Genomic DNA, 23,644 nt, shown 5'->3' on the forward strand with positions numbered 1-23,644 from the left:
AGCCGGGTCATGGCGCCGGGACGATCGGCGATGACCGCAGGAAGGCTCTCTGCTAGAGTGCAGGCCACGACGGCAACGATGGCGAAAGGACAGGAATATGGCGAAGCGAGACAGGGCGAAAGTGCGGCAGCAGTGAATCTCAGCATCCGCCAGACCCTGCTGCTGCTGATCGTGCTCGCCAGCGTGACGCTGGCCGGCGTCGCCGTCGTCGGCATGTGGGGTAGCTGGCAAGGCCAGGAGGGCTTGCGCCGGGTCCTCGAAGAAGAAGTCGAGCCGATAGCCCTTCTGATTCAGATCGACAAACAGCTCAGCAGCGTGCCGGTGCGCATGTATGGCGTGCTCAACGACGATTTTGGCGTCCCTGGCGCACAGCTCTACGTGCTCGACACCCAGGAAACGGTTCCGCTTGCCTGGCAGGCTTATCTGCACGCGATGGCCGGATCGGTCGACGCCCCTAAAAGAGACCTGATCGCTACCATCGCCGCGGGAATGACCGAACTGCCGGCCGTGCTGGACAAGCTTGACCGCTTTCTCGCCGCAGATGACAGGCCAGCGATTGCCCTCCTCCTGAAAGAGGACTGGTGGGCCATACACCTGCAGATCGTCACCCCGGCCCGCCAACTGATCGCTCTGCAGCAAGGCCACGTCGCCGTATCCTACCGCGAGGCGCAGGGCGTCTTCCGGAAAGCGCTGCTCGGCACCACGCTGCTGCTCCTGGTCGGCCTGGCGAGCTTCCTTTTCTTCTCGCGCCGACTTTTCCGCCATGTGATCGACAGGCTCGACGTCATCGAAGGCGCGCTGACGCGCGTCGCCGGGGGGGACCTCGAAACCCGTGTCGGCGGCAGTCATCGTGGCGAGTTCGGGCGCATCGTTGCGGCGCTGGATCGCACCGCCGACAAGCTGCTCGCGGATCGCCAGGCAATCGACTTGCTGCAGCAACGCCAGTCGTCGATCCTCCAGTCAATGGCCGAGGGCCTTTACGGCACCGACACCCGCGGCCGCATCACCTACATCAACAAAGCCGCCGAACGCCTGCTCGGCTGGAACGCCGCCGAGATGCTCGACCAGCCAGCGCATCGCCTGCTGCACCACACGCGGGCCGACGGAACGCCCTGTCCCGGCGCCGAGTGCCCGCTCTACGCCGCACTCGCTCGCCAGGAGGTTTGCACCTCGGCCGACGAACTGTTCTGGCGCAAGGACGGCAGCAGTTTTCCGGTCGAGTTTGCCGGCGCGCCGATCGTTGCCGACGGTCAGACGGTCGGCGCGGTGGTCATTTTTCGCGACATCGGCGAGCGCCGCGCTGGCGAACTGGCCAGGCAGCGGCTGCTCGCCGAACTGCACCAGCGCAACGAACAACTGAACACCACCCGGGACGAACTGTCGCGCCGCGAGGAGGAACTGCGCCTGGTCCTCGAGAACCTGCGCGACGGCGTGATCACCATCGATGCCCGTGGCTTGATTCGCTCGGCCAACCCGGCGATCTACACCCTCTTCCGGCAACCCGCGGGCGCGCTGCACAACGAGAGCGTGCAGATGCTGATGCCGCCCGACTACCGCGCCGCACATTCCCGCGGGCTGGCCCGCCATGTGGCGACCGGCAAAGCGCACGTGCTCGGCAGGCCGGTCGAACTGGAAGGCCTGCGCGGCGACGGCACGCGCTTTCCCATCGAGCTGTCGATCGACACCTACACCGTGCGCGACGAACGTTTCTACAGCGGCATCGTGCGCGACATCAGCGACCGCAAACACGCTGACGCAGCCCTGCGCGACGCCCTCGAACAGGCCCAGGAATATCTTGACGTGGCGCTGGCGGTGATCGTCGTCATCGACTGCGACCTGCGCGTTCGCCTGATCAACCGCGAAGGCTGCGCCCTGCTCGGCCTGGGCGAGGCCGAAATCGTCGGCAGCAACTGGTTCGATCGCTTCGTTCCGGAAGCCGAACGCGAACCCCTGCGCCGCAGTTTCGCCAGCTGGCTGGCCGGCCGGCCGGCCGGCGTCATCGCCGGCCACAATCGAAACAACGTCCTCACCGCCGACGGCCGCATACGACTCGTGGCGTGGAGCAACGCCCTGCTGCGCGACGCTTCCGGAGCGGTGACCGGCACCCTCAGTTCCGGCGTCGACGTCACCGACCAGCACGCCAGCGAACTGCAGCTGCACGCGACCATCGAGCGCCTGACGGAGCTGAACCGCAAGCTCGAGGAAACGCAGAACCAGTTGCTGCAATCCGAAAAAATGGCCTCCATCGGCCAACTCGCCGCCGGCGTGGCGCACGAGATCAACAACCCGGTCGGCTTCGTCAACTCCAACCTCGGCAGCCTGAGGAACGAGGTCAATGACCTGCTGCGCGTCATCGACGCCTACGCGGCAGCCGACCCGATTCTCGCCGAGCACCCGGCGCTGATGGACGCCATCAACGCCGCCAGGGACACCGCCGACCTCGCCTACCTGCGCGAGGATGTCGGCACGCTGATCGACGAATCGCTCGACGGCCTGCAGCGCGTGCGCCGGATCGTCCAGGACCTCAAGGATTTCTCGCGCGTGGACAGCAGCGAATGGGCTCTCGCCAGCCTCGAGGCCGGGCTGGACAGCACGGTGAACATCGTTCGCAATGAAATCAAGTACAAGGCCGAGGTGCGCAAGGAATACGCCGGCATTCCCGAAGTCGAGTGCATCGCGGCGCAGGTCAATCAGGTCTTTCTCAACCTGCTGGTCAACGCCGCGCACGCCATCGACGAGCGGGGAACGATCACCCTGCGCACCGGCTGCGACGCGCGCGAGGTATGGGTCGAGGTCGAGGACAGCGGCAAGGGAATCGCGCCGGAAGTCCTGCAGCGCATCTTCGAGCCCTTCTTCACCACCAAGCCGATCGGCCAGGGCACCGGCCTCGGCCTGTCGCTGGCCTACAGCATCGCCCAGCGCCACGGCGGGAGGATCGAAGCGAGCAGCCAGGTCGGCAGCGGATCGAAGTTTCGCCTGCTGCTGCCAAGGGAGCGGGAGCGGGAGCGGGGTGACGCGCCAGCCCCCGCAGACGCCGCACCGCCCGGGTAGGTCGCAAGCTGAGACCGATGGCGGGCAGGGAGACGGCCATGCCCGAGGTGGTCGCGGTCGCCAACGGCAGACCGATCAGGATGTGGACCGAGGGCGTTCCGGTCGAGGCGGCGGCGCGCGAGCAGCTGCTCAATACGGCCCGCCTGCCGTTCATTTTCCACCACCTGGCAGTGATGCCCGATGTGCATCTCGGCAAGGGATCGACGATCGGCAGCGTCATTCCGACGCGCGGGGCGATCATTCCGGCGGCGGTCGGCGTCGACATCGGCTGCGGCATGATCGCCACGCGCAGCACGCTGAACGCCGCCGACCTGCCCGACTGCCTGCGCGGACTGCGCTCGGCGATCGAAGCCGCGGTGCCGCACGGGCGCACGCTCGGCCGCGGCAAGCGCGACGAGGGTAGCTGGCAGGGCTCGCGACTCCCGCCAGCCGCGGTCGACGCCCTGTGGGCCGGCCTGTTGCCGGGCTTCAGGCGCATCGTCGGGAAATACCCGCGGCTGCAGGACACGAACCACCACCAGCACCTGGGAACGCTCGGCTCCGGCAACCATTTCATCGAGGTCTGCCTCGACGAGGCCGAGCGCGTCTGGTTCATGCTCCACTCGGGTTCGCGCGGCGTCGGCAACGCCATCGGCAGCACGTTCATCGCGCTGGCGCAGGCCGACATGCGCCAGCACCTGGCCAACCTGCCCGACCGCGACCTGGCCTACCTCGAGGAAGGCAGCCGGCACTTTGCCGATTACCTGGAAGCGGTCGGCTGGGCGCAGGAGTATGCGCGCTGCAACCGCGTGGCGATGATGGGCCAGCTCGTCGCCGCGGCCCGCCGGGTGATCGGCAAGCCGTTCAGCGTCGACGCCGAAGCGGTGAATTGCCACCACAATTACGTCCAGCGCGAGCAGCACTTCGGCAGCGAGGTCTTCGTCACCCGCAAGGGTGCGCTCTCGGCGCGCAAGGGCGAGCTGGGAATCATCCCCGGCTCGATGGGCGCACGCAGCTACATCGTTCGTGGCCTCGGCAACGCGGAAGCCTTCTCCTCGTGCAGCCACGGCGCCGGACGCGTGATGAGCCGCAACGAGGCGCGGCGGCGATTCACCGTCGCCGACCAGGAGCGCGCCACGGCGCACGTCGAATGCCGCAAGGACAAGGCGGTGATCGACGAGATTCCGCTGGCCTACAAGGACATCGACGCGGTGATGCACGCCCAGCGCTCACTGGTCGAGGTCGTGCACACCCTGCACCAGGTGGTCTGCGTCAAGGGTTGAGCGAGCGGCGAGGGCGGCACGGCTGGCACATTGCGTTCGCGTCTGCGCTGCTGAAGCTTGCGTGGAAACACGGCAGCCCCACGCCAACCGACTCGTCGTTGCGAGGACGCGCAGCCGACGTGGCAATCCAGTTCCACCCGCGCACAACTTCTCCGCCGCATCGACTACGCGAAGAGCGTGCTGAACGGCAGGTGAAGAACGCGACGCGCTGCCAGCACCTTTTCAGGCGTGCTCGATCGGCGGCGCAACCTTGAAGATTTCGCCCAGCGTGGTCACCCCGGCGGCGACTTTCATCGCTCCCGCGATGCGCAGGGGCTTCATGCCTTCACGGAAAGCGAGCTCGCGAATCTTGGCAATATCCTTGTTTTCGCTGATCGCCAGCTTGACGTCGGACGAGAGCATGAGAATCTCGTACAGGCCGACGCGCCCGAGGAAGCCGGTCATGCGGCATTCGAGGCAGCCGACCGAGCGGTAGAAACGCTCCGGACGGTTGGCTTTCCAGGGGGCGACCAGCTGGTCCCACATGCTCTCCTCGACGGCATTCGCCGCGTGCTCCTGCTTGCAATGCGGACAGAGGATGCGCACCAGGCGCTGCGCCATGACCCCGAGCACGGTGGCGCTGAGCAGGTACGAGGGGATGCCGAGGTCGAGCATGCGGGTGATCGCCGCCGGCGCGTCGTTGGTGTGCAGGGTGGACAGCACGAGGTGGCCGGTCAGCGCCGCCTGGATCGCCACTTCGGCGGTTTCCAGATCGCGGATTTCGCCGATCATGATGATGTCCGGGTCCTGGCGCATCAGCGCCCTGACGCCCTGCGCGAAACCGAGGTCGATGACGTTCTGCACCTGCAGCTGGTTGAACGCCGGCTCGACCATCTCGATCGGGTCTTCGATGGTGCACACATTGACCGCCGGCGTCGCCAGTTGCTTGAGCGTCGAGTAGAGCGTCGTCGTTTTTCCCGAACCGGTCGGGCCGGTGACGAGGATGATTCCGTTGGGCCGCTCGGACATCGTTTTCCAGCGCGCCTGATCGTCGTCGGTGAAGCCGAGTTCGGTGAAGTCGCGAACCAGCACTTCCGGGTCGAAGATGCGCATCACCAGCTTTTCGCCGAAAGCGGTGGGCAGCGTCGACAGGCGCAGTTCGGCTTCCTGGCCTTCGGCGGTGCGCGTCTTGATGCGGCCGTCCTGCGGCCGGCGCTTCTCGACGACGTCCATGCGCCCGAGGATCTTGACGCGGTTGATCATCGCCGCCATGACGCTCATCGGGATCTGGTACACCTGATGCAGCATGCCGTCGATACGGAAGCGAACGATGCCGATTTCACGCCGCGGCTCGATGTGGATGTCGCTCGCCCGCTGTTCGAACGCGTACTGCCAGAGCCAATCGACGATATTGACGATGTGCTGGTCGTTGGCGTCGAACTGGCGATTGGTCCGGCCGAGTTCGACGAGCTGCTCGAACGACGACAGGTTGCCGCCCTGGCCGCCAATCTGGGCGGCTTTCTTGACCGAGCGCGCGAGATTGTAGAACTCGATCAGATAGCGCGCGACGTCGACCGGATTGGCGAGAACGCGGCGAATGTCCTTCTTGACGATGGCGCGGATCTCCTTTTCCCAGTCGCGCAGGAACGGCTGCGTCGTCGCCACCAGCACTTCGCGCGTCGTCACCTTGATCGGCAGGATGCCGAAACGCGTCGCGTAGGCACTCGACATGACTTCGGTCACCGCCGTGAAATCGACCTTCAGGGGATCGATATGGTGGTATTCGAGGCCCACCCTGGCGGCCAGCCACTCGCCCAGCACTTCCAGGTTCAAGGCGCGCGGCGGCTCTTGCGACGACTTCCATTTCTGGTCGGCGACGATCACCAGCGGGTGCGCGGAAAGGCGATTGAGACGACTGTCCCTGAGCAGGACATCGGCGTCGGGCCGCTTGACCAGGCCATCTTCGACCAGCCAGCCGAGGATCTCCGCGAGCGTCAGGCGATGATCGTAGACGGTACTGGCGGTGGCTTCGGGCATGGCGAACGTTCCAGGGCGGCGATCGACAACTATACCGGACAAGCCCGGCAGCGACCAATTCCGGCGGCAAGAGCGTGTAAGATACCAGCGCTCCGCCCGCCGCCCCTCGCGCTGCTCGCGAAGCCCATTTCCATGCCGGCCGGCAGAGCAGACGGTACGGCGCCAACCCCCAGGAGACCGCCATGCAGATGCGTTCATTGATCGTCGCAGCACTCGCCGCCAGCCTCATCGCCATGCCGGCCATCGCCCAGTCGGGCGCCGCCGCGGATACCACGACGACCACGGACGGAACGAGCGCCGCCATGCAGGGCGCGGGCTATCGCCGGGGAATGCTCGGCACACGCGGACCCTCCGACTGCGGCAGGACAAAGGACCCGCAACAGTGCGCCGCGCGCCGCGCCGCGCACCGCAAGGTTTACGAGGCCTGCCGGGACAGGCAGGGTCCCGCGCGCGCCGAGTGCATGCAGCAGCAGGCAGCGCAGACCGATTGCGCGCAGGCGCGCGTCCCCGAGCAATGCGCGCAGCGCAAGACCGCCTACGCGCTATGCAATGGCCAGACCGGACCGCAGTTCAGGAACTGCGTGCTGCAGAAGACCTTGCCCGCGGACTGCAGCAAGGCCGGCGACGTGGCGGCCTGCCAACGACAGGACAAGGCCCGCAAGCTGTGCGCGGCGAAGAGCGGTGCGCAACACACGCAGTGCGTGCTCGACGTTCTCAACGCCGGGCAATGAGGCCTGACTTTCGCGCCCGGCACGGGTGGACAGCGGCGGCGGACGCCCCACCCCGTCACCCCGTCACCCCCTCGCCTTGACGCTTTCCGGAAGTCTCGTCAAGACCCTGACACGGCACTAAAGCAGCGCCGCGCGCCAGCGTTCGAGCTTGCTGGTGAAAGCCAGGGTATGGGCCGGGCTGCTCGAGGGCAGGATTCGCGTCTCGTAACCGAGGCCCTGAAAGCGGGCGGCGAGCCTGCCGGCGGTCTGGCCGTTGAAGCAGACGCGCTGCAGCAGCGGCGCGTCGACGGGCAGGCGTGAGAAATCGTTGCTCTCGGGCGAGCGGATCGCCGAGTCGAGCGCGCCCTGGCGCCGGCAGCAGCGGTAGACGTCCCAGACGCCGATACGATGGCGCAGCAGGCAGCGCTGCCGATCAGGGTAGTCGAGTTCGCCAAGCGGCTCGTCGAAGAGCGCCCCGAGCAGCCGCCAGAACTGGTTCTGGCGATGCCCGTAGTAGCGCTGCGCGGCCAGCGACGCCGGCGAAGGAAAGCTGCCGAGGATCAGCATCCTGACCCCGCTGTCGAGAATCGGCGGCAGGCCGTGCAGGATGCTCTCTGCGGGCGGCCCGCCGGCGGCGCTCACTTGCCGGCGCTACCCAGCGACAGGGCGAGCATCAGGTCGTTGATGCGCTTGACGAAACCGGCCGGATCTTCGAGCGCGCCGCCTTCGGCCAGGATCGCCTGCTCGAGGAGCAGGTTGGCCCAGTCGTCGAAGCGCGTTTCCTCGTACTTGAGGCGCTGCACCGCCGGGTGCTGCGGATTGACTTCGAGGATCGGCTTGCTCGCCGGCGCCTGCTGGCCGGCGGCCTTGAGGATGCGCTGCAGGTTGCCGCCGAGATCGTACTCGTCGGCGACCAGGCACGACGGCGAATCGGTCAGGCGATGGGTGACGCGAACGTCCTTGACCTTCTCGCCGAGCGTCGCCTTGACCTTTTCGATCAGCTCCTTGTACTCGTCGGCCGCTTTCTCGGCCTCTTCCTTCTCGGCCGCGTCCTCGAGCTTGCCCAGGTCGAGCCCGCCCTTGGCCACCGACTGCAGCTGCTTGCCGTCGAACTCGGTGAGATGGCTGGTCACCCATTCGTCCACGCGGTCGGAGAGGAGCAGCACTTCGAGGCCCTTCTTGCGGAAGATTTCGAGGTGCGGGCTGTTCTTGGCGGCGGTGAAGGTCTCGGCGGTGACGTAGTAGATCTTCTCCTGCCCCTCTTTCATGCGCGCCACGTAATCGGCCAGCGAAACGCTTTCCTCGGGGGTGTCGGCGTGCGTCGAGGCGAAGCGCAACAGCTTGCCGATGCGCTCCTTGTTGGCGAAGTCCTCGCCGACGCCTTCCTTGAGCACGCGGCCGAATTCCTTCCAGAAGGTCTTGTACTTCTCCTTCTCGGCGTCGTCTTCGCTATCGGCGAGGCTTTCGAGCAGGCCGAGAATGCGTTTCACGCAACCGCCGCGGATGGCTTCAATATCGCGCGACTGCTGCAGGATCTCGCGCGAAACGTTGAGCGGCAGGTCGTTGGAATCGACCACCCCGCGCACGAAGCGCAGGTAGAGCGGCATCAGCTGCTCGGCGTCGTCCATGATGAAGACACGGCGAACGTAGAGCTTGATGCCGTGACGGGCGCCGCGATCGAGCAGGTCGAAAGGCGCTTTCGAGGGGATGTAGAGCAGCTGCGTGTATTCCTGCTTGCCTTCGACGCGTGCATGCACGTGCGCCAGCGGGTTCTCGAAGTCATGCGCGACGTGCTTGTAGAATTCGTTGTACTGCTCGTCGGAGACCTCCGACTTCGGACGCGACCACAGCGCCGACGCCTGGTTGACCGTCTCGTCCTCGTCGGTGACCACCTGCTCCTTCTTCTCCTCGTCCCAGGTCTCCTTCTTCATCAGGATCGGCAGGGTGATGTGGTCGGAGTACTTGCGGATGATCTCGCGCACTTTCCAGGTCGAGAGAAACTCGTCCTCGCCTTCGCGCAGATGCAGGACGACCTCGGTGCCGCGCTGTGCGCGCTCGACCATCTCGACGGTGAACTCGCCCTCGCCGCCGGATTCCCAGCGCACCGCCTGGTTGGCTTCGAGACCGGCCCGCCGCGAGGTGACGGTGACCTTGTCGGCGACGATGTACGACGAGTAGAAACCGACGCCGAACTGGCCGATGAGATGCGCATCCTTGGCCTGATCACCGGTCAGCGCCGAGAAGAACTCGCGCGTGCCGGACTTGGCGATCGTTCCCAGGTGTTCGACGGCCTCGTCGCGCGACAGGCCGATGCCGTTGTCGGCGATGCTGATCGTGCGCGCCGCCTTGTCGAAGGAAACGCGGATCTTCAGTTCGCTGTCGTCGCCGTAGAGGCTGGCGTTGTTGAGGGCCTCGAAACGCAATCGGTCGCAGGCGTCAGAGGCGTTGGAGATCAGCTCGCGCAGGAAGATTTCCTTGTTGCTGTACAGCGAGTGGATCATCAAATTCAGCAGCTGTTTGACTTCTGCCTGAAAACCAAGTGTTTCCTTCTGTTCACCCATTGAAAACTCCGTGAGAGGTATTGATTGAAAACGCCGCAGCGAATGACGCACAGCCGTGCAAGCGCGCAATGGACCAACACGTGGGGACGGTCGAGGCGATTTCAAGCCCCGCCAGCGACGCGGGCCGAGTCAGTCCTCGATGGCCACGTAAGCCACCGCCAGGACCTCGACCTCGCGCGCGCCGGCCGGACTCTGGAAACGTACCGTATCCCCCGCTCGTGATTTGAGCAGCGCGCGCGCCAGAGGCGAGACCCAGCTGATTCGCCCGCGCGCGAAATCGGTTTCGTCGACGCCGACGATGTGGTAGGTCTGCTCGCCTCCCTCTTCGTCGGCGATGGTCACCGTGGCGCCGAAGAAGACCTGCTCGGTGCCCTGCCGCCCGGCCGGATCGACGACCTCGGCCAGATCCAGGCGTTTGGTCAGGAAGCGAATCCGCCGGTCGATCTCGCGCAGCCGCCGTTTGCCGTAGATGTAGTCGGCATTTTCCGAGCGATCGCCGTTCGCCGCCGCCCACTGCACGACGCCGACCAGCTGCGGCCGCTCGACACGCAGCAGATGATCGACCTCGGCGAGGATGCGCGTGTGCCCGCCGGGCGTGATGTAGTTGCGCGTCCCCGCCGGCAGGCGGAACGAGGGATCGAGATCCGCATCGTCGTCTTCTTCGCCGTCGGTTTCCTTGCTCAATGCCTTGCTCATTGTCTGCTGTTCATCGCCTTGCGGTTGATCGCTTTTTCTCTCCGGCCCGCGGCCAGAAAACACAACGGCGCAGGTCCGCAAACCTGCGCCGCAAGGTCTGGCCGCTGCGCGCTCAGTAACCGATATTGAACGCCACCACATCGATGCGCACGGTGTCGCGGCCAAGCGCCAGGGCCGTGTACCGCGCGAAGCGCGTCGCCCACTCCCGCCGGTCGATGAAGCGCTGCTCGCCGCCGTAACGGGCGACGTTGAGAATCTTGTCGATGATCAGAACCTTGCCCATTGGGTTGCTGGGTTCGCATTCGAGATCGGCGAACTCCTTGTCAAACCAGCGGCGCGCTTCTTCGGGAGACCCAGTAGCGAGTTCGGTGTGAGGGAACTTGAATTCGTAATCCCTCTCCCGCCCAAACGAAACGATTATGTGATAGACCATCTGCCTCCTCCCGGGGGTACACCAAGGTTACAATTTGACCCTCTATTCTATTCGTAAAAAGCAGCCCATGCCGCAAGTCGCCAGCGCGCGCGCCGAGTTTCTCGTCGGCATGCGCGCCTTTGCTCCGCTGAGCATGAGCATCATTCCCTTCGGTGTCGTTTGCGGCGCTGCGGCCAGTACGGCAGGCTTGACGCCGTTGCAGGCATCGGCGATGAGCTGGGTGATCTTCGCCGGATCGGCACAGATTGCCGCCACGCAGCTCTTCGCCAGCGGCGCGCCACTGCTGGTGATCCTGGCGACGGCGGCGATCGTCAACCTGCGCTTCCTGATGTACGCGGCTTCGCTGGCCACGCACTTCCGTGGCCAGAACCGGCGCTGGCAGGCGTTGATCGCCTATCTGCTCACCGACCAGGCCTTCGGGCTGACCATCGTGCACCGCACGCAGCACCCCGAGCGGCAAACCGACCTGCGCTGGTTCTATCTCGGTGTCGCCGGCGCCACCTGGCTGGCGTGGCAGCTGGCGACGATCGCCGGCATCCTCCTCGGCAGCCTGGTGCCGCCGAGCTGGTCGCTGGACTTCATCGTCCCACTGACCTTCATCGCCATGGTCGTACCGCTGCTCAGCGACCGCGCGATGTGCCTGGCCGCCGCCGCCGGGGCCCTGGCATCGGTGCTCCTCGTCCTGCCGTTGAAGCTCAACCTGATCGGGGCCGCGCTGATCGGCGTCGTGGTCGGCGTCGTCGCCGAGAAGCTGTGGAGCAGAGCGTGAACGTCAGCGGCGAGCTCGCCGGCGAACTGTTCGTGTGGTCGATGATCGTCGGCATCGGCGTCGCCACCTTCCTCATCCGCTATGCGCCAATCGCCCTGCTCGCGCGCCTCGAGCTGCCCGCATGGCTCACCCAGGCCCTGCGCTACGTGCCGCCGGCAGTGATGGCGGCAATCATCGCCCCGCCGTTGTTTTTTGCCGACGGCGCGCCTACCATTCACCCCGACCTGGCACGCATCGCCGCCGCCACGCTGGCCGCTGCCGTCGCCTGGCGGACGCGCAGTACCCTGTGGACCGTCGTTCTTGGCATGCTCGCCCTGTGGGGACTGCAGGCCCTGCCCGGCTAGCGAAGCAGAACCCTCTCACCCCCAAACACAGAAAGCCACCCATGCTCAGCGAAGAACAGACGATAGCCGCACGCGCCGCCCTCGACGAACTGCACATCGAGCATCGCGACCTCGACCTGGTGATCGATCACCTGCTGCTCAGCCCGCCACCCGACGAGCTGCTGGTGCGCCGCCTCAAGAAGCGCAAGCTGCTGCTCAAGGATCGCATCAGCCAGCTGGAGAGCGCGCTGGAGCCGGACGTTCAGGCCTGAGCGGCGGCAAGAAGCTTGCTTCGCGTGGCGCGGGAGAGCGCCGGAAATGGAGGAATGAGGCAATGAGGCAATGAGGGGCACAGCATGCAATTGAACGTCGCCGGGAAACGCTGCCACGTCGGCACCGGCGGCAAACCCTTCGACCCTGCCTGCTCGCCGTACCCGCCGCTGCTCCTGGTCCACGGCGCAGCCAACGACCGTGACTGCTGGCGCAGGGTCGCCGGCGGCCTGAGCGCCGCCGGCTGCGCGCTGCTGGTTCCCGACCTGCCCGGACACGGCCTGTCGGCCGGACCGGCCCTGCGCAGCGTCGAGGAACTCGCCGACTGGCTGCCGGCGCTGCTGGACGCCGTGGGCGTCGAGCGGGCGGTGCTGGTCGGACACTCGATGGGCTCGCTGGTCACCCTCGAGTGCGCCGCCCGCCATCCGCAACGCGTCAGCCAGCTGGCGCTGCTCGGCGCGTCGGCGCCGATGCCGGTCGCCGACGCGCTGCTCAGCCGCGCCACGACGCATCCCGACAGCGTCGTGCGCATGATGACCGAATACTCGCACACGCTGCAGTTCCTGCTCACCGGCGGCGGCGGCCACGGCGTCTGGGGACCGGGCGTAACGCTGGCCATCATGCGCCGCAGCCCGCCTGGCGTCCTGGCCATCGACCTCGCCAACTGCAACGACTATGCACGCGGCCTGGAAGCGGCGGCGCAGGTCGCCTGCCCGACGCTGCTGCTGGTCGGCCGCCGCGACCGCATGACGCCGCGCCGCAACCTGCCGCCGCTGCAAGCGGCGCTGCGCCAATTCATCCGCGTGGAAATCGCCGACTGCGGACACGCGATGATGAACGAGCAGCCGCAGGCGGTCGTCGACAATCTGCTGAGCTTTCTCGCCAGCACGGCGACACCCCCGGCCGTGCCGGCGGCAGCCAGGCCGGGCCGCTAGCGCACAGCTCGCCCGATGAATCGTGCTCCGCCAGGGGCCAGCGCGCTGTTTCTTGTAGGAGCCCGATTCATCGGGCGATATATAGTACCCGGCTAGCTCCTGCCGTCGCCGGAACGCGCCAGCAAAATCACCGCCCCAAGAACGATCGCCCCGCCGACGATCTGCCACTGGCCAAGCGCCTCGTCGAGAAACACCGCCGCCATGACAATGCTCACCACCGGTTCGAGCGTCGACAGCGTCGCCGCATCGGCAGCACCGAGACGCGCCATGCCGGCAAAGAAAGTGATCACCGCCACCACCGTCGACAAGGTCGCGATACTGCCGACCGCCGCCCAGCCCACCGTCGAGCTCGGAAAAGCCGGCCCGCGCACCAGCACTACCAGCCCACAAACGCAGGCCGCAGCAAGCAGAATCACCGTCGCCGACGCCATCACCCCGCTCACCGGCGTCACCCGCTCGCCGACCAGGATGTACACCGAATAGATCAGCGCCGCCGTGGCCCCGAGCAGGATGCCCAGCGTGCTGCCGGCCAGGCTGCCGCCAACCGCCAGCCCTGTCCCGAACAGCGTCGCCACCACCGCCAGCATGCGCAGCCCCGACAGCCGCCGCCGCGCGAGCACCGCCGACAAGACGGTGACAATCGCGGGATAGAGGTAGAGCAGCAGCGCCGTCAGCCCGGCGCTCGCATACTGCAGAGCGGCGAAATAGCAGAACGACTGCCCGACATAACCGAGCCCACCCATCGCCGCCAGCAGCCAAAGCGTGCGCCCGCGCGGCCAGGCCATTCCACGCACCCGCATGACCACCACCATCAGCGCACCGGCCAGCCCGAAGCGCAGAAACAGCAGGCTCGGCACATCGACGCCGTCGGCGTAGGCCAGCTTGCCGAAGATCGGCATCGCCCCGAAAGCCGTCGCCGAAGCGACGATGCAGGCAACGCCAGCCAGACGGACGGCTGGCGCGGGGGGAAGGATGACGGACAAGGTCGGTGGCTCGGAGACTCGGGCAGGGCGCATGGGTGGCGCCACGGGCAAAGAAATCGCCGGACGGCCCTGGTCGGGATCTCCGGCGCTGCACAGCTTGGTACGCGGCGATTATAGGACGCTTCGCAGCGACGCCGTGATCGGCGCTGTTCTTGCCATTTCGTCATCGATCAGGCAGAGGTATGAATATGGCCGCTTCCGCCACCCTGTCCCGCAAATTCCAGATCGCCATCCCCGAGACGCTCCGGGACGAGCAGCACTGGCACGCTGGCCAGGAGTTCGTGTTCATTGCGAAGAGAAGCGGCGTCCTGCTCATTCCCGTTCCCGAACTGGCGCAGCTGGTCGGTATCGCCAAGGGTACAAACCGTGACGCCTACCGCAACCGCGAGGACCGCTACTGACGGCGCAAAGCCAACAGTGTGCTGCGCAATGCGTGCTAGGCTTTCGGGCATAACAAGGCGCATCCGACCGGGCAGCGAAACCCGCACCAGAATCCGACATGGCGGCTCTCAAACTTTTCATCAGCCACAGTTCCCGACTGCGTCCCGCCAGTGCGGATGGCGCCGAGGCGCAAGCGAACTGGCAACTGCTGCAGGACACCTGCACAGGGCTGAAGACCGAGTACGGCGACAAGATCGAGATCCTGGTCGACTACGAGGGCCTGCATCCCGGCGACGACTGGGAACGGCGGCTCAACGAATGGCTGGCCGAGTGTCACGCGGCGATCATCCTCTTTTCGCGACGCGCCATCGAGGAATCGAACTGGGTCAGGAAGGAAGCCGCGATCCTCAGCTGGCGTGCCGAACTCGACCCGGGCTTTCCGCTCTTCCCGGTCCTGCTCGACCAGCAGAGCAGTGCTGAAGATCTCGAGAATGACTTCTTCGGCACGCTGCGCATCAACCGCACCCAGTGCGTTACCAAAGTGACCACAGCAGCGCAGATTCTCGACGGCATCAAGCCAAAGCTCGGAGATCATCCCGCGATCCTGCGGGGGACGGGAACGACACCTTTCCAGCTGCTGCTGGAAACGGTGGAAAGCGCGATCACTGACCAAATCAGTTTGCCAAACCTGCAGCGACTTTCGGAGCGGCTCTTTCCAGAAACAGCCCGGCCTTCGACCCACGCCGCCTGCGCAAGTGTCTTGGCTCGACACTTGCTAAACAAAGGCAAAACGTCGCTGCAGCGATTTCAGGACTTTCTGGACGCGGCGCGGCCACGTCCACCCCGAGAGCGTGCCGCCGAGCTCTTGAAGTACCTGCGCGCACTATGGGTCGACGCTGGAGCGTGTGGGAGGATTTCCGCCGCACGCTTGCACGGCAAGTGCTTGGCACTCAACGGCGAGCTCGTAGGACACTCGGAACCAGAACTGGACACCAAGTGCTTTACTCTCGATCGCTATCTCGAACGCGCCTGGCCAGGAACTGACCGAATGAACGTGATACAGGTATCGGACGCGGGGGACGTGGACGCGATCCAGAACGAAATCCGCCGCAGCTACCGCAAAGGCTCTTCGACGCTCTCAGACGACGCGATCGACGACATGGTGCGCCAAGACCCGTGGCACGTGGTGGTGTTCGTGCCAGCCACGGCGTTGAAGGGCGGCGTTGCACCCGACGCGCGCCTGGTCAATGATCTCGAACGACTGCAACGCAACTACCGCAATCCGGTTTTCGTTTTTGGCCTCGGCGTGCAGTTCCCTGAGGAACTTCCGGATACCGTCATGCGTGTTCTGCCGGAACTGTCCCTTGAAACCGAGCATGCTCAGTTCTCCGCCGAAGGCCGCGCACGCAAACTGCTCGACAAATCCTACCCCTACCGTTAGGACCCCGCCGATGGCCCTCTACACCCCCAGGAAGTTCGAGCTCGACGCAGATTACTGCGTTCGCCGTGATGACAAGCGTCACATCCGCCCCTACATCTTTCCGGAAACGGCGGTCATCGCCGTCGATGTGGCGCTGGCCACCAACCGGCCACTGCTCATCGCCGGCCCACCGGGTTGCGGCAAGAGCCGCCTGGCGGAGGCGATGGCGAATGTCCTCGGCTGGCACTTCCTCAGCAAGACGATCACCTCGCGCACCCGGCTCGAAGAGCTGACCGTCGAGGTCGACCACCTGCGCCGCCTGCACGACGCACACCGTGCGGCCAGCCTCAAGCCGGATCAGGCGTATCACAATCCCGGCATCTTCTGGTGGGCTTTCGACCGGGAGTCGGCCGCACGGCGAGGACTCAGCGCTGCCGACGCCGCCCTGCCCTTTCCCGGTAGGGACGGGGCGTCCGCCGGAGAACACCACCACACCGTCCTGCTCATCGACGAAATCGACAAGGCAGAGCCAGACGTGCCGAACGACCTGCTCGAACCGCTCGACCGCAGCAGCTTCTGTCTACCTGATGGGACGACGCTGCACGCGAACCCTGAACAGCAGCTGCTGACCGTCATCACCACCAATCGCGAGCGCGAGCTGCCGCAGGCGTTTCTGCGCCGCTGTGTGAGCCTGGTTCTCGGCGAACCGAAACGCGACACGCTGCTCGCGATCGGCAACGCCCACTTTGGGGACGAGTGCAGGACCTTGATCGAGGTGCTCGCCGACAAGCTGATCAAGATCCACGAGGCATCTTCGACCAGCGGGCGCCGCCCGCCGGGCACCAGCGAATTCCTCGACGCCATCCGCACCTGCAAGGAATTGTCGATTGACGTTGCCGACACCAAGCTCTGGAGCCAGATCGAGCGCGCCGTTCTGGTCAAGCCCACGGTCTGAAACAATGGCCACTTCGCGCCGAAATGCCGACGAGACCCAACGCGGCGAGATTCATCTCGGCGACCTCATCCGCGCGCTCGGCACGCTGCGTTGCCGGGACGACGAGCACGCGCAAGCGATTGCCGGCTGCCTCGGTTTCGGGCTGGCGGCCCCCGACCTGCAGCCCGACAGGCCGACGCCGACGGTCTATGACCGCAGCCGCTTGTCGGCCCAGCCAAAAACCGAAGCTCCTGCCACGCCGCGTCGACCGGGGCTCGCCGCGCCGCCGACACGCACGCCGCCGATCGATCTGCCCGCACAGACACTGACATCGACGCTCAACGCCGTCGCCACGACGCCCGTGATCGATAGCGCCGCAGAACCGGCCTGGCTTAGCGGCGATTACCAGCGCCTCGACCCCGCGCCCGGTGTTTCGCCGCCGCGCCAGACGCTGATCCCCACCGAGACCGCCCGCGGCGTGTTCACCGCCGCCCTGGCGACGCGGCGCCAGGGTGACCAACTCGACGTCGATCAACTGGTCCGCCGCGTCGTCGAAGGACGTCTGCCGCCGCGGCTGCCGCGCCTGCACTCGGCGAGCCTCGCCCGCGGCTGCCAGCTCCTGCTCGACTTCAGCGACAGCATGCTGCCGTGGTGGGAAGACCTGCGTGTACTGGCCAGGCAGCTCGCCGGCGTGCTCGGCGAAGAACGGGTCTCGCTCTTCGACTTCGACTCCGCCCCCGGGAAAGCCGGGCGCTGGCTGCCCGGCGAGGACGCAGAACAAGACTGGCAGCCCTGGCAGCCCGAGCCCGGCCGACCGATCCTGGCCGCCACCGATTTCGCCATCCAGGGATTACCACCGCGCAGCCGGCCCGACGCCGGCTGGCAAAAGCTGATCAAGGACTGCCACGCGCTAGGCTGCCCGCTGATCGTCCTGGTTCCCTGGTCGCCGGAATACTGGCCGACCACCCTTGGCCCCGACGCCGAACTGGTGCACTGGCATCCGCGCACCAGCGCCGCGATGCTCAGCCGGCAGCTCGGCGGCGGCCAGCGACCGACGCGATGAGCTGGCTGCAGCCAAGCGCTTTCGAGCAGGAGCTCGTCGCCGACGTGCGTGCACGCTGGCCGGAGATCGTCCCGCTGGCGCGCCTGCTGTCGCTCGCCATGCGTATCGAGCCGCTGCTGCTGCGCAATGCCCGGCTGCACTTCCTCCCCGGCAGCGCCACGGAGATCGAGTCACTGCTCTGGTTCAGCCCGCTGATCGGCGCGCGCAGCAGCGGCGAGGTGATCCTGCATGCCGGCGTAGCGCGCCTGCTCGCCGACGCGCTGCGCGCCGATCAGCCCTTGTTCAACGAGGTGCGCAGCTTCATCGCGCACCACAGCCGCCACTGGTCGCCCGAAGACCGTCTCGAACAGGATCTGCGCATCGAAGCTCTGCTCGATCATCAGCGCGCGGTTCAGCAGGGCCTGCAGGACATGCTCAAGCGCATCCACGACGAAGGCGACGAGGAACAGCGCATTCGCCTGGCACGCTGGAGCCGGCGCAGCCTGGCAAGCGTCGGTGGCGCCGAGAGCAGGCTGGCGGAAGCGCGGCTGCTGACCCAGTACGCGAGTTGCAGCCTCGGTGCGAGCAGCGGCCTGGCCGCCGGCAATTCGGCGGCGCCGGCAACGCTGCCTGACTGGCTCAAAGACAAGCTGCCCGCGCCTTTCCGGCCGGCCCGGCTGGCGGTCAGCCTGCACTGGGAGGCTGGAAAACCCCAGGTGCTGCACTGCCGGGCCGCCACTGGCAGCGAGCCGGCCATTGACCTGTCGACACCGCTGCCGGCGAGTCTGCACGTGCAGTGCGCAGGCACCGACAGCGGCACCTGGCACGTCGTCGGCGCCGATACGCGCATCGCACTGCCGCTGATCGCCGAGCGCGTCCTGCTGACGACCATCGACGGCCGCCGCTACGAGTTGCTCGCCGAACTGCCCGCCGAGGTCGCCGCTGCGGAGGCGGCTGCCGCCCCGCCGCCGCTCTACCTCAGCCACCTCGCCGCCGACCGCGAGCAGGCTCGCCGCATCGCCGACTGGCTGGCAAGGCAAGGGATAAGGCTGCAACTGATCGAGGAGGAATCGCTCGACAGCGCAGCAGCCGCAGCCGCAGCCGCCAACGAAGGCCAGGGCGAAGCGCTTCGCGTGCTGCGCCTGTGGACCCGCGCGGCGCAGGCTTACTGGGCCGAAAAGACCGGCAGCGACGCCCTGCCCGGCCCACGCGCAGCCTTGCTGCGCACCGAAGCACTCGCCGCGCCGCCGCCAGGCCAGGGCGCCGAGCGACTGCTCGAGCTCCTCGACTGGCAGCAGCCGGAGAAGTCGGAAGAAGCCAGGAACTTCCTCGAACAGCTGCGCGCCTGGCTGGCCGACGAGCAGCCGCCGCCAGAAGCGGAAGCGGCCAAGGTCGGCGAAGGTGGCGAAGGTGGCGAAGGTGGCAGCGAGGCCGAAGCCCTGCTCGCCGAACTCGCCGACCCGAAGACACCACCACCACGCCGCCTGGCGATTGGTGATCGCCTGGCCGAAATCGGCGACCCGCGGCCAGGCGTCGGCGTACGCGAATTCGTGCGGCGCGATGCGCCGCCGCGCGTAGCGGAAGCGCCGGCAGAAGCGTCGCCGCCCGAAGTCGACCAACTCCTCAATGAACTCGAACGAATCGAGACGCCTCCGCCACGCCGCCTGGCGATTGGCGATCGGCTGGTCGAAATCGGCGACCCACGTCCGGGCGTCGGCCTCGACAATCGCGGCCTGCCGGCGCTCGACTGGGTCGAGATCCCCGGCGGGGAGTTCATCTATCAGAACGGAGAGAAGCGCAGGCTGCCGACCTTCTACATGGCGCGTTACCCGATCACCAACGCGCAATACCAGGCCTTCATTGACGCGGGCGGTTATGGGAACGATCGCTGGTGGCACGATCTCTTGCGGCCCAATCCGGCAGAATCGCGCTGGCCGCAGGCCAATCGGCCGCGCACGAACGTGGACTGGTACGAAGCGGTGGCTTTCAGCCGCTGGCTAAGCGCGCAACTGGGCCACGAAGTCCGACTGCCGACCGAGGAAGAACGGGAGCGTGCGGCGCGTGGGCGCGAAGGTCACGATTACCCCTGGGGCGAGGCTTACCGAACGGGTTACGCGAACATTAACGAAAAAGCAGCCAAAGCGGGCGATTGGTACCTGGAGCAGACGACAGCGGTCGGCGTCTACCCACAGAGCGCGTCGAGCGAGGGCGTTCTCGATTTGGTGGGCAATGTCTGGGAGTGGTGCCTCAACAAGGATGGGCGACCGGAACAGGTAGCAGCCGATACCACCGGTGACGAGCGCGCGCTGCGCGGTGGTGGTTCGTGGCACGACAGCCTGGTGTTCGCGCTCGGCTCGCAGAGCTTCAGATCCGGGCCTGTCGCCCGCGTCGGCAACCTCGGGTTTCGCTTGGTCTTGCCGTCCCGATTGCTTGACCGCCGTTCGCTGTCCACCGCCGCGTAGCAGTGGTCGCGAAAAGGATCAGTAATAACCACGCGGCTGGCTGGCACCCCGTCCTCACGCCAGGGCAATCGCATGAATGCCAACGTCGTTGACCCTCTGAAATAATCGTTTACGCTCAAGCAGTTACGAAAGATCTGTCCACAGCCCCTTGATTTGTGTAGTTTTCTGTCTTTTTGGAGTTTTCCATGAGCGCAGAAAACAAGGTCCGGCTGGTTGACGTATGGGTGGGTGTGCGCGATCCGAGACAGGTCACGAAAGTGGAGCACGACCTGGTCGAACTGCTGGTGGTTTCGGTCAGCGCGGTCCTGTCAGGCGCCGACACCTTCGCCGAAATCGAGGCCTGGGCCAAAGAGAAGCTGGACTGGTTGCGGCAATATCTGAAACTTGAGCAGGGCATTCCCTCGCACGACACCATTGGCCGGGTCTTTGCGGCGATCAATCCCGACGAATTCGGGGCGGCCTTCGTGCGCTGGGTAGGTCAGGTACTGCCCGTGCTGGCGAACGGCGAAGTGGTGGCCATCGACGGTAAGACCAGTCGTCGTTCAGGAAGGGTGGGCGCCACACCGCTTCACCTAGTCAGTGCCTTCGCAGCCCAGGCGAGCCTGGTCCTCGGTCAGCGGGCGACGGCCGAGAAGTCGAACGAGAAGACCGCCATCCCTGAACTGCTGGCGACCCTGGCCCTGGAGGGTTGTATCGTCACTATCGATGCCATGGGCACGCAGCCGAACATTGCGCAAGCCATTCGCAACCGGGGTGCAGACTATATCCTGGCGGCCAAGGGCAACCAGCCGAGGCTGGCTGAATCGATCGACGACTTCTTCAGCGCCTTTGAGGCGGCGCCGGGCAAGACTCCCCACCAGTTTCACGAAGTCGTCGAGAAGAATCATGGCCGGCTCGAAGTGCGTCGCTGCTATGTCTTCGATCAGCTCGACTGCCTGCACGCCCCCGAGCGTTGGCCAGACCTGCAATCGTTTGCGGTGATCACCACCGAGCGAACGATCCGGGGAAAAACAACCTCGACTGAACGCCGCTCTTACATCAGCAGTTTGGTGCCAGACTCGCAGCGGATGAATCAAAGCGTTCGCTTGCATTGGCGTGTCGAGAACAGCCTGCACTGGTGCATGGATGTGGTCTTTGGCGACGATCAGATGCGGGCCTGCTCCGATCATGCCGCACACAACCTGGCTGTCTTGCGTCAGTTCGTCTTGAATCTCATCCGCCTTTCCCCGGTCAAGCGCAAGGGTGGCCTCAAGACTCAGCGCCTGATCGCCGCCACGTCCGATTCCTTCCGGGCTGAACTCCTGGGTCTTGTATAGGATTCATGCGATTGCCCTGGTCCTCACGCCTGGCGTCGGGCAAATAGCACCTGTTTCCTTCCTGCTTCATCCAGCTGCCGAGCAACCGGCCGAGTTCGGCGATCTGGCGGCTGACGTGCTCGTACTGCCCCTCATTGAGCAACGGTGGTGACTCCGCTTGGTCGTCTTTCCGATGCATCGCCGTGTCAAGAGCCGCAAGGTGGTTCAGGCCACGCGCCGGCTGGGCGAGCGTTATCGGGAATGGCAAGAAGGCTTGATCAGCTTTGCCGAGTTTGACGCCAGCGTGCAGGGCTGGATCAACCACGTTCGTTTCGCCGACACCTGACGATTGCGCGAACATGTACTGCGACCCTTCGTGTTCTGAAATTCGCGACCGCCGCTGCGCGGCGGTCGGCAGCGAACGGCAGTCAAGCAATGGGGGCAGACGACACCAAGCGAAACCCGATGAGGTAGTCGCGGTAGTCAGGCAGGTACCAGTAGCGCTGCGAGCCGCGCGCGAGGTCCGGGAGGGAGAGCCACGCACCACCGCGCAGCACGCGACTGTCGCCGCTGGTATCGGCTGCGATCTGATCCGGGCGCTTATACTTGTTGACGCACCATTCCCAGACGTTGCCGGCCAGATCGAGAACCCCTTCAGTCGACGCTTCGTGCAGATAGACACCGACCGCTATCGTCTGCCCCAGAGACCAATCCCCGGCTTTAGCTCCTTTTTCGTCGGTATTGGCGTAACCCGTTTGATAATCCTCACCCCAGGGATACTCGCGACCATCGTGTCCGCGTGCCGCACGCTCCCATTCTTCCTCGGTCGGCAGCCGGACTTCGTAGCCCAGCTTCGCGCTCAGCCAGCGGCTGAAAGCCACTGCCTCGTACCAGTCGACGTTCGTTCGCGGCCGGTTGGCCTGGCGCCAATGCGATCTTTCCGGCTCCGGTCGCACGAGAGCTGCCCACCAGCGCTCATCCCAATACCCACCGGCATTCATGAAGGTCTGGTACTGAAAATTGGTGACCGGATAGCGCGCCATGTGGAACGTCCGCAGCGAGCGCCGCCCACGGTCCTGGTAGACGAACTCGCCGCCGGGGATTTCGACCCAGTCGATGTCGGGCAGGAGGATCGTCCGCTGCTGCGCTTGTGCAGCCGCTTCTGCAGTCGTCTTCGGGCCCATTCCTGGATCAGGCTCCGTGGCGCTGTTCACAGCGGTCGCCCCGCAATCAGCGGCGCATGATCCGAGCAGCGCGACGATGCCACTCCGTCGGGAACGGCCATCGCGAGGCCCTCAAAACCACGCCCAGCAATACGAAGCCACTTACGCATGATCACCTCCAGCTGTTCTGAACAGACCGGCCCTATTCTCGCCTGGACGGCGACCCAACGGCAATCAAGCCTTCGCCAGCAGGCAATCGGCATCGCTCTCCGCCTGCGAGTGGTTGGCATAGGTCGGCCAATCAGGAGAATACGCGTCGGCCTGATCTCCCCACGTGTTCCAGCCGGCACGTGAGCCGCGGGCGAACATTTCCAGATAGGGGCCGGGCGAGCACGACTCGATCAGATCGTAAGCCTCGTCGGGCTTGCGCGAATGCTCCCGCTTCCGGGTCTTGAGGATATTGACCTGACTGCGACCCGGAGCCAACGTACGGGCGTTCTTGCCTCGGACGCCGAAAAGGATCAGTTCGGTGGTGTTGCGGAAGTAGAAGCCGACGCCGCGCCCATCCGGGCCACCGTCCTTGCGGATCTTGTGCCAGACGATGTTGCTCTTGTACGCGAAGCCCCAGGCGGCCAGGACCCGAAGGCCCTCGGGAAGGAGCGCGTTCGGCACCCAAAGGTAGAGGTGGGCCGTGTCGCCGACGACGCTGGCCACCGGCAGCGCCAGAATATCGTCCAGCGTCATCGTCGCGTAGCGGTTCAGCCGCTTGTGTTCCGGCGCCATCTTGCCGGTGCGGTTCTGGAACTGCCACGGCGGATCGGCGAGGACGGTGTGAAAGCGGCGATCACCGACGCGGTGGAGCAGGTCGCTAGCCGCCTCTGGAAAATGTTTCGTCATCTCGTTCAATCGGTCAGGAGCCCTGCTGCCAGCATACCCTG

Annotated in this window: 22 protein-coding genes; 14 read left to right on the forward strand and 8 right to left on the reverse strand. The window is 65.8% G+C overall.

Annotation, left to right across the window (positions count from 1 at the left end; genetic code table 11):
* Positions 1–78: 78 nt before the first annotated feature.
* Positions 79–3,051 carry a PAS domain S-box protein gene (locus QZ613_RS21115; RefSeq protein WP_366144446.1) on the forward strand — a complete coding sequence of 991 codons (2,973 nt, stop codon included), beginning with the start codon at positions 79–81 and terminating at the stop codon, positions 3,049–3,051.
* 38 nt (positions 3,052–3,089) lie between these two features.
* Complete coding sequence (locus QZ613_RS09845) at positions 3,090–4,313, forward strand: RtcB family protein (protein ID WP_291982186.1); 1,224 nt, start codon at positions 3,090–3,092, stop codon at positions 4,311–4,313.
* Between the two features lie 222 nt (positions 4,314–4,535).
* Here the strand turns inward: QZ613_RS09845 and QZ613_RS09850 are convergent, their stop codons facing one another.
* Positions 4,536–6,329 (reverse strand): GspE/PulE family protein, encoded by a 1,794-nt coding sequence (locus tag QZ613_RS09850; RefSeq protein ID WP_291982188.1) that lies wholly within the window; start codon positions 6,327–6,329, stop codon positions 4,536–4,538.
* Positions 6,330–6,511: 182 nt separating this feature from the next.
* On the opposite strand from QZ613_RS09850, the gene QZ613_RS09855 reads away from it, so the two are divergent.
* On the forward strand, positions 6,512–7,060 hold the full coding sequence (locus QZ613_RS09855) for a hypothetical protein (RefSeq protein WP_291865639.1): 549 nt from the start codon (positions 6,512–6,514) through the stop codon (positions 7,058–7,060).
* A gap of 117 nt (positions 7,061–7,177) precedes the next feature.
* Here the strand turns inward: QZ613_RS09855 and QZ613_RS09860 are convergent, their stop codons facing one another.
* The 4 genes from QZ613_RS09860 to QZ613_RS09875 all read right to left on the reverse strand — a co-directional run bounded on the left by QZ613_RS09860 (position 7,178) and on the right by QZ613_RS09875 (position 10,729).
* Complete coding sequence (locus tag QZ613_RS09860) at positions 7,178–7,648, reverse strand: DNA-deoxyinosine glycosylase (protein WP_291865645.1); 471 nt, start codon at positions 7,646–7,648, stop codon at positions 7,178–7,180.
* Between the two features lie 29 nt (positions 7,649–7,677).
* Positions 7,678–9,600 (reverse strand): molecular chaperone HtpG, encoded by a 1,923-nt coding sequence (gene htpG / locus QZ613_RS09865; protein WP_291982190.1) that lies wholly within the window; start codon positions 9,598–9,600, stop codon positions 7,678–7,680.
* A gap of 129 nt (positions 9,601–9,729) precedes the next feature.
* Positions 9,730–10,296 (reverse strand): transcription elongation factor GreB, encoded by a 567-nt coding sequence (gene greB / locus QZ613_RS09870; protein WP_291982192.1) that lies wholly within the window; start codon positions 10,294–10,296, stop codon positions 9,730–9,732.
* Positions 10,297–10,408: 112 nt separating this feature from the next.
* Positions 10,409–10,729: a hypothetical protein gene (locus QZ613_RS09875; protein ID WP_043565851.1), complete on the reverse strand. Its 321-nt coding sequence runs from the start codon at positions 10,727–10,729 to the stop codon at positions 10,409–10,411.
* Positions 10,730–10,796: 67 nt separating this feature from the next.
* On the opposite strand from QZ613_RS09875, the gene QZ613_RS09880 reads away from it, so the two are divergent.
* From QZ613_RS09880 to QZ613_RS09895, 4 genes are all read left to right on the forward strand, one after another.
* The gene (locus tag QZ613_RS09880) at positions 10,797–11,498 is read left to right on the forward strand and encodes an AzlC family ABC transporter permease (RefSeq protein ID WP_043565854.1); all 702 of its coding nucleotides are present in this window, start codon (positions 10,797–10,799) and stop codon (positions 11,496–11,498) included.
* Entirely contained in the window at positions 11,495–11,842 is a 348-nt protein-coding gene (locus tag QZ613_RS09885) for an AzlD domain-containing protein (protein WP_291865627.1), read from the forward strand. The genes QZ613_RS09880 and QZ613_RS09885 overlap by 4 nt, the downstream gene beginning before the upstream one ends.
* Before the next feature lie 41 nt (positions 11,843–11,883).
* On the forward strand, positions 11,884–12,093 hold the full coding sequence (locus QZ613_RS09890; RefSeq protein ID WP_043565857.1) for a DUF465 domain-containing protein: 210 nt from the start codon (positions 11,884–11,886) through the stop codon (positions 12,091–12,093).
* Positions 12,094–12,177: 84 nt separating this feature from the next.
* Positions 12,178–13,026, forward strand: coding sequence for an alpha/beta hydrolase (locus tag QZ613_RS09895; protein WP_291865622.1), 849 nt, complete (start codon positions 12,178–12,180; stop codon positions 13,024–13,026).
* Positions 13,027–13,118: 92 nt separating this feature from the next.
* Here the strand turns inward: QZ613_RS09895 and QZ613_RS09900 are convergent, their stop codons facing one another.
* Entirely contained in the window at positions 13,119–14,042 is a 924-nt protein-coding gene (locus tag QZ613_RS09900) for a DMT family transporter (protein ID WP_291982195.1), read from the reverse strand.
* 155 nt (positions 14,043–14,197) lie between these two features.
* Here QZ613_RS09900 and QZ613_RS09905 point away from each other — a divergent pair, with 155 nt between their 5' ends.
* The 7 genes from QZ613_RS09905 to QZ613_RS09935 all read left to right on the forward strand — a co-directional run bounded on the left by QZ613_RS09905 (position 14,198) and on the right by QZ613_RS09935 (position 21,889).
* Entirely contained in the window at positions 14,198–14,410 is a 213-nt protein-coding gene (locus QZ613_RS09905; RefSeq protein ID WP_291982269.1) for an AbrB/MazE/SpoVT family DNA-binding domain-containing protein, read from the forward strand.
* Between the two features lie 98 nt (positions 14,411–14,508).
* A complete protein-coding gene (locus tag QZ613_RS09910) occupies positions 14,509–15,831 on the forward strand; it encodes a toll/interleukin-1 receptor domain-containing protein (protein WP_291982196.1) in 1,323 nt (440 codons plus the stop codon).
* A gap of 10 nt (positions 15,832–15,841) precedes the next feature.
* The gene (locus QZ613_RS09915; protein WP_291982198.1) at positions 15,842–16,765 is read left to right on the forward strand and encodes a MoxR family ATPase; all 924 of its coding nucleotides are present in this window, start codon (positions 15,842–15,844) and stop codon (positions 16,763–16,765) included.
* A 4-nt stretch (positions 16,766–16,769) separates the two neighbouring features.
* Positions 16,770–17,807, forward strand: coding sequence for a hypothetical protein (locus QZ613_RS09920; protein ID WP_291982200.1), 1,038 nt, complete (start codon positions 16,770–16,772; stop codon positions 17,805–17,807).
* A complete protein-coding gene (locus QZ613_RS09925) occupies positions 17,804–20,248 on the forward strand; it encodes an SUMF1/EgtB/PvdO family nonheme iron enzyme (protein WP_291982202.1) in 2,445 nt (814 codons plus the stop codon). The genes QZ613_RS09920 and QZ613_RS09925 overlap by 4 nt, the downstream gene beginning before the upstream one ends.
* A gap of 185 nt (positions 20,249–20,433) precedes the next feature.
* Entirely contained in the window at positions 20,434–21,564 is a 1,131-nt protein-coding gene (locus QZ613_RS09930; protein ID WP_291868322.1) for an ISAs1 family transposase, read from the forward strand.
* Positions 21,565–21,721: 157 nt separating this feature from the next.
* Complete coding sequence (locus QZ613_RS09935) at positions 21,722–21,889, forward strand: hypothetical protein (RefSeq protein ID WP_291982204.1); 168 nt, start codon at positions 21,722–21,724, stop codon at positions 21,887–21,889.
* 82 nt (positions 21,890–21,971) lie between these two features.
* Here QZ613_RS09935 and QZ613_RS09940 read toward each other — a convergent pair whose 3' ends face one another.
* Together QZ613_RS09940 and QZ613_RS09945 are read right to left on the reverse strand one after the other, a co-directional pair.
* Entirely contained in the window at positions 21,972–22,727 is a 756-nt protein-coding gene (locus tag QZ613_RS09940; protein WP_291982206.1) for an SUMF1/EgtB/PvdO family nonheme iron enzyme, read from the reverse strand.
* 213 nt (positions 22,728–22,940) lie between these two features.
* On the reverse strand, positions 22,941–23,603 hold the full coding sequence (locus QZ613_RS09945) for an MT-A70 family methyltransferase (RefSeq protein ID WP_291982208.1): 663 nt from the start codon (positions 23,601–23,603) through the stop codon (positions 22,941–22,943).
* Between the last annotated feature and the right edge of the window lie 41 nt (positions 23,604–23,644).

Source organism: Candidatus Accumulibacter sp. ACC005 (assembly GCF_907163215.1).
GTDB classification, from domain to species: Bacteria; Pseudomonadota; Gammaproteobacteria; order Burkholderiales; family Rhodocyclaceae; genus Accumulibacter; species Accumulibacter regalis.